This window comes from Cloacibacterium normanense (assembly GCF_003860565.1).
Taxonomy (GTDB): Bacteria; Bacteroidota; Bacteroidia; order Flavobacteriales; family Weeksellaceae; genus Cloacibacterium; species Cloacibacterium normanense.
Genome location: NZ_CP034157.1, coordinates 1,703,798 through 1,716,840, shown reverse-complemented (window position 1 = coordinate 1,716,840; position 13,043 = coordinate 1,703,798). Strand labels below are relative to the sequence as shown.

General features: G+C 38.8%; 10 protein-coding genes and 1 pseudogene. 4 read left to right on the top strand and 7 right to left on the bottom strand.

Annotated elements, in window-relative coordinates; genetic code table 11:
• Position 1 precedes the first annotated feature (1 nt).
• The 7 genes from EB819_RS07895 to EB819_RS07865 all read right to left on the bottom strand — a co-directional run bounded on the left by EB819_RS07895 (position 2) and on the right by EB819_RS07865 (position 8,748).
• Positions 2 to 1,252 (bottom strand): heavy metal-binding domain-containing protein, encoded by a 1,251-nt coding sequence (locus tag EB819_RS07895; RefSeq protein ID WP_245993109.1) that lies wholly within the window; start codon positions 1,250 to 1,252, stop codon positions 2 to 4.
• Complete coding sequence (locus EB819_RS07890; RefSeq protein WP_069797741.1) at positions 1,249 to 2,496, bottom strand: TolC family protein; 1,248 nt, start codon at positions 2,494 to 2,496, stop codon at positions 1,249 to 1,251. The genes EB819_RS07895 and EB819_RS07890 overlap by 4 nt, the downstream gene beginning before the upstream one ends.
• An 18-nt stretch (positions 2,497 to 2,514) precedes the next feature.
• A complete protein-coding gene (locus tag EB819_RS12925; RefSeq protein WP_069797739.1) occupies positions 2,515 to 4,473 on the bottom strand; it encodes an efflux RND transporter permease subunit in 1,959 nt (652 codons plus the stop codon).
• Positions 4,474 to 4,475: 2 nt separating this feature from the next.
• A complete protein-coding gene (locus tag EB819_RS12920) occupies positions 4,476 to 5,759 on the bottom strand; it encodes an efflux RND transporter permease subunit (RefSeq protein ID WP_069797737.1) in 1,284 nt (427 codons plus the stop codon).
• A gap of 14 nt (positions 5,760 to 5,773) precedes the next feature.
• Positions 5,774 to 6,397, bottom strand: a complete 624-nt coding sequence (locus EB819_RS07875; RefSeq protein ID WP_069797735.1) for a DUF3347 domain-containing protein — start codon at positions 6,395 to 6,397, stop codon at positions 5,774 to 5,776.
• 26 nt (positions 6,398 to 6,423) lie between these two features.
• Entirely contained in the window at positions 6,424 to 6,807 is a 384-nt protein-coding gene (locus EB819_RS07870) for a hypothetical protein (protein ID WP_069797733.1), read from the bottom strand.
• 768 nt (positions 6,808 to 7,575) lie between these two features.
• Entirely contained in the window at positions 7,576 to 8,748 is a 1,173-nt protein-coding gene (locus tag EB819_RS07865; RefSeq protein ID WP_124878718.1) for an IS4 family transposase, read from the bottom strand.
• Positions 8,749 to 10,300: 1,552 nt separating this feature from the next.
• On the opposite strand from EB819_RS07865, the pseudogene EB819_RS12785 reads away from it, so the two are divergent.
• The 4 genes and pseudogenes from EB819_RS12785 to EB819_RS07840 form a co-directional block, all read left to right on the top strand.
• Positions 10,301 to 11,224, top strand: a pseudogene (locus tag EB819_RS12785) (HAD-IC family P-type ATPase); the annotation flags it as partial.
• 21 nt (positions 11,225 to 11,245) lie between these two features.
• Entirely contained in the window at positions 11,246 to 11,476 is a 231-nt protein-coding gene (locus tag EB819_RS07850) for a heavy-metal-associated domain-containing protein (RefSeq protein WP_069798657.1), read from the top strand.
• Between the two features lie 198 nt (positions 11,477 to 11,674).
• Entirely contained in the window at positions 11,675 to 12,055 is a 381-nt protein-coding gene (locus EB819_RS12780) for a hypothetical protein (protein ID WP_158005954.1), read from the top strand.
• 93 nt (positions 12,056 to 12,148) lie between these two features.
• Positions 12,149 to 13,027 (top strand): DUF3347 domain-containing protein, encoded by an 879-nt coding sequence (locus EB819_RS07840; RefSeq protein ID WP_069798639.1) that lies wholly within the window; start codon positions 12,149 to 12,151, stop codon positions 13,025 to 13,027.
• Positions 13,028 to 13,043 lie beyond the last annotated feature (16 nt).

Genomic DNA, 13,043 nt, shown 5'->3' with positions numbered 1-13,043 from the left:
TTTATCTGTTAATTTTTATGAAACTTTCGCTGTCCATCAGGTACTGTGCATTTTCGGCAACTCCATCTTCAGGAAGCAAACCACTGACGATCTGAATTTTATCGCCTACCACCGCGCCGGTAACAACTTTATGGGCAATAAAACCGCCTTCTACTTTTTTGAACGCGATTTTATCAATCCCTAAAGAAACCACCGCTGATTTCGGCAGCCAGTCTGCCATTCTGTTGTGGCTCATAATCTCCGCTTTAACCTGACTTCCGACAGGAATTTTTGCGGTGGAATTATCAAAATAGACGCGCGCCGTTACGGTTTTGCTGCCCTGCCTGAAAAAGGGTTCAATAAAACCGATGGTTCCTTTGAAGCGATTTTCAGGATTGGCTTCCGGGATGATCATGACTGACTGTCCTTTGCTGACCAGTGCAATGTCTTCAGAGAAAATATTGATCAGGGCCCAGGTTCTGTTGGGATTGTAAACACTGAAAATATTCTGTCCTTTCTGGAGATACATTCCCTCTTTTAGGGGTAGTTCAGCGGTGGCTGCCGTATTTGAAGCCATTGCGGGTGCAGATTGTGGTGATGACCCCATGCTTCCGGCCGATCCTGCCTGCTGAATGTGTCCGCTGTAATTGCTGAAAACCGGAACTGTGAGATCAGGTTTCCCTCGCTGGATGACTTTCTGTATCTGTGAAGCCGGCATTCCCAAAAGAAGGAGTTTCTGGCGTGAAGCATCGATCATTGTTTTGTTTGAGCGGTCATTTTTAATAACGAAGAGCAGGTTTTGCTGTGCGGTTAAAAGTTCCGGGCTGTATATATCTAAAATACGCTGCCCTTTCGACACTTTCTGGTATTTATACCGCACATAGAGTTTCTCGATACGGCCAGCAACGCGTGAGGAAATACTGCCAATCTGTCGAGTATCGTATTCTACCGTCCCTAAAGCATCAACCGTGGTGGGTATGTTTTCTCTTTTTACTTTTATTACGGGCTGTTCCGACACTACAAATTCATTGGTTGGTTTCAACAGATCGTCGAGTTTAATCCCCTTTTCCTTTTTTTCAGGGGCATCTTTCAGGACCAAATCCATCCCACATTTGGGACATTTGCCGGGTTTGTCTGAAATCACTTCCGGGTGCATCGGACAGGTATAAGTATGCATTGCAGCTTCTGCCGAGTGCTTATCTTCCCAGAACTTAACTTTGTCACACGCCGTCAAACCAAATAAAAGCATAGTGAATATTATAATTTTTCTCATCTTCTTTCAATTAAGCGGTCAATTTCAGTTTGCGTCTGCAGTGCTTTGGTAAGGATCTCGAAATATTCCAGTTGGGCCATATTCAGCTGTTCCCATGCGTCATATAACATGAAGAGTTCTTCCGTATTCTGCTCATAGCCCAACTGCATGGATTTGTAGTTGTTTTTTAAGGCCGGAATAATGGTGTCTTCATAGAGTTTCAGCTGATTTTTATTCAGATCCAGTTCATTGCGCATTCCGTAGGCCATTCCGCTGTATTCGTTCACCATCATTTCTTTCTGTGCCTGCAAGGCTTCTTCTTTCAGTTTCAGGCTTTCAATATTGGCTTTATTCATGCCTGAAGCCCAGGATACGAAAGGCAGTTTTGCCATCAGCATCAGAGAAAACTGCATGGGCTGGCCACCAAAACCAAACATGTTTTCGAACTTTACGCCAAATTCCGGCTTTAGATTCTGCTTTTCCAGATCCTGTTTGAGTTTGGCAATATTGATTTCCCGGTCGATGCCGCGGAGATCACTTCTGTTCTGATAAAAGAGATCCTGACCAAAAGTCTCGAGAGAGTAGTCATTCAGGTTGTATTCGGGCTCAATCTCCAGCGGTGCGAACGCGTCTCTTCCCATGAGGGCATTCAACCGGATGCGGTTGACGCGCAGGTCATTCTCATACATGAGCTGCATGTTTTTTGAACTTCCGAGGGCCGCTTTGGCTTTGTAATAGGCGGATATTTTGGAAAGTCCGTTTTTGTACCGGATTTCGGCGTTTCTAATCATAAAGTCCAGCATCTTTTCGTTTTCCTTAACGACCTTCAGCTTTTTATCCAGGACAATGGAACTGTAATACAGTTTTTTTGCATCCTGAAAGTTTTCATTGAGGGCGGCATAAAGTTTTTCCTTTTCTACAGCAGACATTGCCTTCATCAGATTTTCGTTGGCGTTGAGTTTCTTTCTGTTAGGAAACATCTGTTCCACCGAAACTGCTACTGAGCCCATGCCGAGCATATCGCCGTCGCGCTGCCAGAGTTTTGCATTATAGGGCGTCATGAAGAAACCTGCTCCTACGGTTGGAGGCATCCAGCTTCTTGCTCCTTTTGCGGCAGCATCCATTGACCGGATTTCGGCATTGTACATTTTTACCACCGGATGGTTGGCTGCGATACTGTCCATTACTGCGGGCAGGGACATTTGCTGAGCATCAATGGTAGTGTAAAGGAAGGCCAGTACTGCTGTTATTATTAATTTTTTCATTTTGTAATCATTTAAGGATTAATGGGCAGCGTCGAGGACGTCAATTTTCCCTAGTTTGTTCAGTTCCCATTCCTTCTGCATATAAAAGATAATTGGTGTTACCAAAAGGATGTGAATGGCCGAAGTGAAAACACCACCAACCATCGGCAATACGATTGGTTTCATCATATCACTTCCCACGCCGTGGCTCCACAGGATGGGTACAAGCCCGAAGAGGGTCACGCAAACCGTCATAATCTTTGGTCTTAATCTTTTGGCTGCACCATGAATGACATATTCACGAAGTTCTTCATTGGTGATGGTCTCCCTTGAGTTGCCATTTTTTGCAATAAGCTGAACCATGGCGTCGTTCAGGTAGATGACCATCACGATTCCGGTTTCCACCGCAAGTCCGAATAGGGCAATAAATCCTACTGCTACTGCTACGGAAAGGTTCACCCCCCAAATCGAAATCATAAAAACGCCCCCGATTAATGCAAAAGGAATACTGATGAGATTAAAAAAAGCTTCGCGGTAAGAATTGAATGCAAAATACATGGAGAGGAAAATCACGACCAATACCAGTGGCATAATCATTTTTAAGGTCTGCTCACCCCGAATCAGGTTTTCATACTGGCCGCTCCATTCCACGAAATAGCCTTTAGGCATTTTGGTGACCATGCTGTTGAGTTTTTTCTGTGCTTCTGCTACGGTACTGCCTAAATCCCGATCACGGACGTTGAACAGAACAGTTCCGCGTAACATGGCATTTTCAGAATTAATCATTGGTGGACCTTCTGTAAGGCGGATGTCCGCCACTGCACTCAGTGGGATGGAACCAAATTCCATGGTCTGCATAGGCAGTCTTCTCAGTGACTCCAGATTATTTCTGAAATCCTGGCCGTACCTGGCGTTTACCGAGAATCGCTGTCGGCCTTCGACGGTGGTGGTTAGTTTCATTCCGCCAAGGGCACTTTCTACGACTGCATTTACATCATCCACGCTTAGCCCGTATCTTCCTACTTCTTCGCGTTTCACTTGAATGTCCACATATTTTCCGCCGGTAATCGGTTCGACATACATGTCCTTGATCCCTTCAATTCCTGTGAGTTCCTTTTTAATCTTTTCTGAAAGGACGGCAATACTGTCCAGGTTCTGTCCGTATACTTTTACGCCCACATCCGTTCTGATCCCGGTTGAAAGCATATTGATTCGGTTGGAAATCGGCATGGTCCAGCCATTGGTTACGCCTGGAATCTGCAGTTTGGCATTCAGCTCATTGATGAGATCATCTTTTGTTTTGCCCTCGCGCCATTCGCTTTGCGGTTTCAACAAAATAATGGTTTCAATCATGGAGATGGGTGAATTATCTGTCGCCGTGTTGGCTCTTCCGGCTTTTCCGAGGACATGATCCACTTCCGGAATTCCCTTAATGATTTTATCCTGTACCTGCAGTAATCTTTTGGCTTCAGAGTTTGAAATATCGGGAAGGGTAACCGGCATAAAGAGCAGGGATCCTTCATCCAAAGGCGGCATAAACTCACGTCCAAGGTTCATTATCATTGGAATACTGATGAGCAGTGCCAAAATATTAATTCCCAGCGTGGTTTTTTTCCATTTCATGCACCATCTTATCAGCGGTTCGTAAATCCGTTCCAAGCCTCTGTTTATTGGGTTTTTATTATCGTCCTTAAATTTTCCCTTCATGAAAAAGGAGATGAGCACCGGGGCAAGGGTAAGCACCAGGATTGCATCAACAATCAGGATGAATGTTTTAGTGTATGCCAGCGGATGAAAAAGTTTACCTTCCTGACCGGTCAACATAAATACCGGGAGAAAAGAAACCACGATGATTACCGTAGAAAAAAATACGCCTCTGGATACCTGTAAGGATGATTTTTCGATAATCTTCAACCGAATGTCTTCGGGAATTTTAACGTAACTGTCTTTCTCCTTCTCTTTTTTTCTGAATATATTTTTAAACCAGTTGGTCTTCATTGTTAGGGGGTTTTATTTTGTTGATGGTTCTGCCAATCGGAGAGATTTTTATATGCATTTTCAGACATGATAATTCCGTTATCTACAATCACCCCAATTGCCAGCGCAATTCCTGTAAGGGACATGATATTGGAGGAAAGTCCAAACGCATTGAGCAGAATAAAACTGATGGCAATGGTGACTGGAATCTGAATGATGATGCTCAATGCACTTCGCCAGTGGAATAGGAACAGAATAACAATGATTGCCACCACGATAATTTCTTCAATCAGCTTGGTTTTAATATTGTCTATTGCCCCTTCAATCAGCGTACTGCGGTCGTACGATGTCTTGAAGGTGACGCCTTCAGGGAGTCCTTTTTCAACGTCCTTCATTTTCTCTTTCACATCGTTGATGACCTTATCCGCATTTTCGCCATACCGTGCCACCACGATACCACCCACGACTTCACCTTCACCGTCCGCATCAAAAATACCCAGCCGAAGATCTCCACCCATTTGTACCGAGCCAATATCTTTCACCCGCACGGGAATACCGTTGTAATTTCCCACCGCGATTTCTTCGATATCGGCTACATTCTTAATGTAACCAAGTCCACGGATGACGTAGGCCATATCGGCCATCTCAAATTTCCGTCCCCCTACATCGTTGTTGTTAGCCTTTACCTTATTCATCACCTCCATGAGGGAGACGTTGTAATACTGCAATTTTACAGGATCTACGATAAGCTGGTACTGTTTTTCGAAGCCGCCAAAGGATGCCACTTCCGCGACACCGGGAACCGTCTGCAAGGCAAATTTCACGTACCAGTCCTGGAGTGCGCGCTGGTCTCCCAAATCCATTTTGGGTGCATCAAAATGGTACCAGAAAACGTGACCAACACCGGTGCCATCCGGTCCGAGCGTAGGGGTGACATCTTGTGGGAGTAAACGCTGCGCATAATTGAGCCGTTCCATTACGCGGGTTCTGGCCCAATAAATATCCACATTATCTTCGAAAATAACATATACGAAGCTCATCCCAAACATGGAAGAGGCGCGGATGTTCTTAATTTTCGGAATTCCCTGAAGGTTGCTGACCAGAGGAAAAGTCACCTGATCTTCAATAATCTGGGGACTTCTGCCCATCCACTCGGTAAAAACGATGACCTGGTTCTCACTCAGATCCGGAATGGCATCGATGGGATTGTCCCTTACCGCAAAAATACCCCAGATAAAAAGGCCGATTGCAATCAGCAAAACGAAATACCTGTTGCGGAGGGAGAGTTTGATTAAATTTTGAATCATGATTTAGAATCTATTTACTTAATTTCTTCCTGAACCTCACCACATGAAGCCATTTTTTTGCCGTAATAAGGGTTCTTGATCTCGCGTGAATCGCTGAGCCAGAAGGCCCCTTTGTTGTCATTATACATCGGGCAGAATATTTTGTACACCGTTTTTGATGTTCCGAAGTCTTTCAGCAGGTCGTAAAAATCTTCACTCATTAAATCCAGATGTTCGCGCTGATGATCAATGTTTCCGGCATTATCCGCAATATGCTGTGCGTGTTCCTTAATGCTTGATTCCAGTTCTGCATATTCTTTTTTCTGTTCAGCGGAAAATCCCTTTTTGTTTATTTTAGGCAATGCTTCCAGAATTCCTTTGGCTGTATTAACTGCTTCTTTATCATCATCACCTGAGAGTGCAAATGTAAGGTGGGTGTAATGGGAATAGAGTTCTGTAAGATTTGCGGAAGTTTTTTTTGCGTCAATCACGGTTACCTTTTCATCCATAGGCATATCGCCCATTGCTGAATTGTCAGACATCATGCTCATATCGTGCTGCATGGATGTTTCAGTAGTGCTTTTCTGTTCTTTGTTTTCTTTACAAGAAGTGAGTGCCAATGTTCCGATTGCCAAAAGGCTGAATACTAGTATTTTCATTATTTTATAAGTTTAAAGGTTATTTATTATTTATTAAAAAAGGCTTCGTAGTTTGCTTTGTTTTCGAAGTACACGACATTGTCGTTTTTATCGGATATCGCTATAATTGCGGTTGCTTTATCGATGAGTTGATGAGAAATCGGATCGTATGCCATTCGTGCATTTTCTTCCTGCGGGATTCTCAGTTTGCAGTTTTCGCAGCAGCCGTAATACGTTTTACCTTCGTGCTGTACTTCGAGTTGTTTTTTACCCATATAGGCGTTATTTACCATACATACCTGATCGTGCGGAACAATGTCGCCTGTGGTGAACTTTGCGACCGAGATTTGGGTGTTTTCAGCTTTTGAATTGTTGCAGGAAACGAGAAATACCGATGCAAAAGCCAGTATTCCCAAAAGAATATTTTTCATTAAATTTTAGATTACAGGTTAATTTTAAGTTTCCTTGTTAAGAAACTGCTTACGAACATTCAGATCTTCAAAAGCGTCCTCGCTCCAAAAGGAAAATCTTTTGTGAAAGATTTACTTTTAAAGGAAAAGTTGAAGTTCAAAGGAATATACAGCGCTGATAAGTCATCAGGGATAAAGTGTTAAAAACTCTTCACGACCGGACATAACTCGGGCTGTAAGAAAGAAGTATTACCCTATTTTGGGCGGTAACCAAACGGTATGGAATTCACAGGAGTAATGAGGATTCTGATAATAGAAATTGGAATTGTTGCTATAGTAGCCGGAGGCTTCAGTTTTGGAATCCTCTAAGAAATTACTGTAGGCTAAAAGGGTGTATTGAGCAGAACTGCAAAGGTTGCCGCTGCAGTTTCCTGAGCACCCTTCCGTTTGACAATTATGCGATTTTGGATGACAGCACTCGTCTTTGCAATAGCCGCTATCGCAAGACGGATGAAATTTCGCGAATGACTGTTTGATGAAAGTTTCAGCATGCGCCCGGTTTTTAAAAAGCTGCTTCTCCTTTTTGCTGCAAGCTAAAGATATCCCCGGCGCCAGAAATAACGCGAGTGTAAAGGAAAGGAATAGTATTTTTAAATTACCGTGCATTATAAAGTAAAACAGTACAAATGTAGGAAATATTTTTGAAGTTTCAATACTGTCCTAAAAAAAAAATTATTAAAAATAGAAACAGCCTAAATACCTATTTTACATTTAGCTTTACATTTAATTTCAAAAAAGAACCCCTTGATAATAGTTTTTGGGGGTTTCAGGCGGTTGCTCAAATGGTTTGTCGAGCCAAAATTGAAGATTAATTTTAACAAAAATATTCAATCGGATAAAAGCTACCAGATTTGATAATTGCCAATTATATTTAGCGATGGATTTCAGGTATTTCAGAATGAGAATAGTGATAAGTGCCGTCCAGATTTGGATTTTCACTGCATTTTCAGAAGTTCCAATGAAGGTTTTGATGTGAAGCAACTGCTTGATATCTCTAAAAAAGATCTCAATTTGCCATCTTTGCTTGTATAATTCTGCTATGGTAGAAGCAGCCCAAGAGAAATTATTGGAAATCATTTCAATGGTTTGCTTGTTTTCATTATCCCAAATAGCCACTCTTCTTAATTTTTTTGGATATTTTTCTTTGGATAAAGGATTTGAGAGTACTATTTCTTCGTCTTTTAGGATGCTTTGAGCTCCTTTTGGTGGAAGTTCTCGTTCCTGTAAAGTTTCAAATTTCAGATTTTCTTTATGTCTTATTACGAAGAAAACACCTTTGCTGTCCCAAATAGAGAGCATTGGAAAATCGTTATAGAATCGGTCTGCAACAATGACTGCTCCCTTTTCCAAAGGAATGTTTTCCGCTCCCTTGTTATCAGCAACACTTCCTTTGGTAATATTCACATAAACAGGAAGTTTCCCGTCATATTCAAGTAAGGTATGCATTTTCACGGCTCCTTTTTTAGTTCGATATGTTGCCCAATCGAACAAAGACAGGCATAGAGAAATAAGGGTAGAATCTAATAAATAGACAGGAACTTTTATTTTGAGTTTTATCCGTCTATCTTTCGTGTGCTGTCCTAATTGTTCTAATAGTTTGAAATACACGTCTTTAAACAAATCTGCATCTCGTTTTCCATTCTGGTAGCTAATAGAAGATTTGGAAGGTGCTGTTTTTATCCCTAAATGATTCAGGTTTCCTGTGGCACTGCGAAGTCCGTTGGAAATGTCCCGAACCGAAGTGCTTTTGGCAAAATGACAGAAAAGCATAGAAACTAAGTGGTTACAACTATCAAATCCTTTATTTCGGTAATCGGTTTTCTTCTCAATTACTATTTTTTTGAAAATTCCTTGGTCTATTTTTGAAATGATTTGGGAAAATAATGTTAATTTTGAATCCATAAGAAGGTTTTTTTGTTGTGCAACCTCAAAGATACTTTGAGTTACTTTAATTCCTTCTTATTTTTTTATTTAGGACGATATTGAAAAAATTACAGTTTCCCATAATTTTATTTCATTCCTTTTATTATATTTGTAATGAACTAATAATCATAAAACTAATATGGAAATATTCCCTACGCCCTCTTCTTAATTTTCTTGAATATAGCCAAATCTGTCAATGTTATGCCCTTGGTTTAATTTCCTTGCGCTAATAAAATGATGATGTGGTTAAATTAATCCTACCCAAAAAACCAATAGTTTCTAGCCAATACGAACTCTACCTAACAAGTGAAAAACAATTATTAGAAGAGTTAAATAAAGAGTTGGAGAGTTTTGAAGGGAAGGGAGGATGAACAATAAATGCTCTGTTTGTCAAACAAAACCAATAAAAATTTAATAATTAAAAAAATATAAATAGATGTCGATATTCTTTTACAAAGACAAAGGGAATATTCTTCAATTAAAAAATAATATGGAGCGGAGAATTTTTGGAACTGTTTTGACCTAGATTAAAGCGTTTTTTATTGCAAAAGTATGATTATGCATCTATAAAATGAAAATGTAGGTATCATTACAATATTTAGAAATGATTAAACGACATATTAAAATTTAATGATGTGATTTTTGCTAGATGAGTGTCAAAATACTTAAAATTTCAATGTTTTTGCTTGTGAATTTTTAGATCATTTGATTATTTCAATAAGATTTGGAAACATTTAGACGTAAAAAGACAAGTTATATTCTTTGACATTCACTATTCTAAAAAATCACAAAACAATTTCATATAAAAAAATCCCACGGAGTACGCAGGATTAAAGATTTTCTTCGGCTTTTAGCCTTATTGTGAATTGCTTATTGCAAATATAAATACAATTTTTTAATTACGATTACGGAAATCCGTATTGTAGAGTTTTTTTTTATTTTTTATTTTTATACAATCTCTAAAAACTAATTAGTTACGGGTAAAATATTAGGAATCGATTTAGGTAGTAATAGTACTGGATGGGCAATTAGAAATACAGACTTAGAAGGTAATCAGATAGAGGGTTTTGGAGTGATTATTTTTGAAAAAGGAGTAGCCTCTGAAAAAGGTAATGAATACCCGAAAGTTCAAAAAAGAACAGAGAGTAGAGGTAAAAGGAGAAATTATCAAGCAGAAAAGTATAGGAAGTTTGGAATTTTACAATTCCTAATTGAAAAAAATATGTGTCCTTTATCTATTGAGGACTTTAATAATTGGAAAACATACAGAAAGGGAAAGAAAAGAGAATACCCACAATCTGAAAAATTCTTGAATTGGATACGATTTGACTTTGATGGTGACGGCAAGCCAGACTTTCATTTGTTTGGAAAGGATAAAGATGAGAGTTATTATGTTTTTAGAACTTTTGCTTCCAATCCAGATTATAAAAATGTATTTTATGAAAATCCTCAGATTTTAGGAAGAGTTTTCTACCAATTGGTTCAAAGAAGAGGTTTCAAAGGAAGAGATGAAGAAGAAGCTAAAACAATGCTAACAGAGGGGAAACCTTCGGTAGAAAAAATTTACGCATCAACTAATAACGAGGATGATTTATTGCAAAATATAGCTTCCTTAAACCAATACAGTGAACATCCATTGGCACAAGCAGTAGTCAATTATGCCAAAACAAAATCTATTTCATTAATTGAAGTCAAAGATTTTGAAAATGTTACAGGAAAAGGAGTTACGGGAACGGTTACCAATAGAAAAGTAGCATTAGGCAATAAAAAACTAATGGAACAGGTTAAGGCAACTATTTCTGACGATTTAGAAAACAAAATTATTGCAGAACAAAAACTTGGTAAAACGGTTTCTTACATTGCTGTTGATGGTGCTACAGTTGGTTTTGTTTCAATTACCGATGCGATAAAAACTTCAAGTGCAGCAGCGATAAAAGAACTAATGCTCCAAGGTGTAGAAGTAATTATGCTTACTGGCGATAATGTTAATACAGCCAAAGCAGTAGCGGATGAATTAGGTTTGTCTTCCTATAAAGCAGGATGCTTACCCGAAGACAAACTCAACGAAATTAAACGTTTACAAGCAGAAGGGAAAATTGTAGCTATGGCTGGTGATGGTATAAATGATGCTCCGGCATTAGCACAAGCCAATATCGGAATAGCTATGGGAACTGGAACCGACGTAGCCATAGAAAGTGCCAAAATAACTTTAGTAAAAGGCGATTTATTAGGTATCGTTAAAGCAAAAAATTTGAGCCATGCTGTTATGAAAAACATCAAGCAAAACTTATTCTTTGCCTTTTTCTATAATGTGCTTGGTGTTCCAATTGCAGCAGGTATTTTATATCCATTTTTCGGAATTTTATTATCACCAATGATTGCAGCTTTAGCAATGTCTATGAGTTCTGTATCGGTAATCGTAAATGCATTGCGATTACGCAGCTTTAAACTTTAAATGAATTATTCAATAAACAAAATGGAAAAGAATAATCATGACTTACGATTCAAAACAAATGTTAACTGTGGTGGATGTGTAGCATCTGTAAAACCGCATTTAGATAATGCTGATGGCATTTGTCATTGGGATGTGGACACAACAAATAAAGACAAAGTACTGACCGTAAAATCAACAGGAATTACAGAGGAACAAGTTATCGAAACGATACAAAAAACAGGTTTTAAAATAGAGCATCTGACTATAAAATAACTTTCTATTTGGGATGCCTTTTTAATTATTTTCATTTGAATATTTGAAGGTGGTAATTAAATAGGTATTCCTTTCAAGGGAACGGAAATCGCTAAAAAACTTATACAGTGCAGTGTATATTTTAGATTGAAGATTTATGAAAGTGCAAATTATAGCAATTAAAAGAAATAATTTCTTAATTTTGTAGGGTTGAAAAATTTGAGTAAACATATCAGCTTTGTCATTTTACTATGTTTGGGCTTTTTCCTAATGCCAAGCATAAGCTATGCTTGTGCAAAAAAAGTAGCAAAGACCGAGCAGGCTTCCTGCTCAAAAGAGCAATCCGAAAGATCAGAACATAAAAGCAGTTGCAAGGACAAGTCCTGTAAAAAATGCAAGGATGGTCACGACTGCGATGGCAATTGCAAGCACAGTTCTTGTGGATGTAGCACTTCTTCATCTTCTCTAAGCATACCGATACCAACTGATTTAAAAGTAACAACCCCTTTTGCCGAAACTAAAAAGCAAAAATTTGGTTTCAAACAAGCCTATTGTTCTTCAGGCTACTATTCTATTTGGCAACCGCCTAAAATAAGCTAAAACGATGGCTTAACAGCCATAGTTATGTCTTGTCGAAAGCTATTAAGTTTTCGCACAATCTTTGTATATCTTATTAAATTAAAAATTTTCAAAATGAAATCATTATCAAAAATAGTGATGGTAATCGCCGTATTACTATCATCAGTAAACAGTTTCGCACAAATCAAAAATGAAAAAACAGAAACCGTAAAAATATATGGCAACTGCGAAATGTGTAAAAAAACCATCGAAAAAGCAGGCAATTTAAAAAATGTAGCCACCGTAAATTGGAATAAAGATACCAAGATGGCTACACTCAACTATGATGGTAAAAAAACAAATCAGGATGAAATACTGAAACGTATTGCTTTGGCAGGTTATGACAGTGAGAAATTTTTGGCTCCGGATGATGTATATGCAAAATTATCCGACTGTTGCCAGTATAAAAGGGAACTAAAACCAGTTGCAAAAACCAAAGATGCAGGTATGGATATGAAAAATGAACACGCCAACCATAACCAAAGCGATATGGCTCAAAAAAACACCACTGAAACGCAAAATGTACCGCAATTAAAAGCCGTTTTCGATAACTACTTTTCGGTTAAAGATGCATTAGTAAAAACTGATGCAGGTATCTCATCTGCAAAAGCCGCTGAATTGGTAAAAGCTATTAAAGCAGTAGAAATGACAAAACTTTCTACTGAAGAACATACTGTTTGGATGAAAGTAATGAAAGACTTAACGGCAAATGCTGAAAAGATTGCTACTTCCAAAGATGTTGCCAAACAAAGAGAAACTTTCGTTTTGCTTTCTAAGAATATGTATGAATTAACTAAGGTATCAAAACAAGAAGCACCTGTTTATTATCTGCATTGCCCTATGTACAATAATGGGAAAGGTGCAAACTGGTTAAGTAAGGAAGAAGTGGTTAAAAACCCATATTACGGTTCTAAAATGCTTACCTGCGGTAGTGTGCAGGAAACTATTAAATAACAAATAAAAAACAATT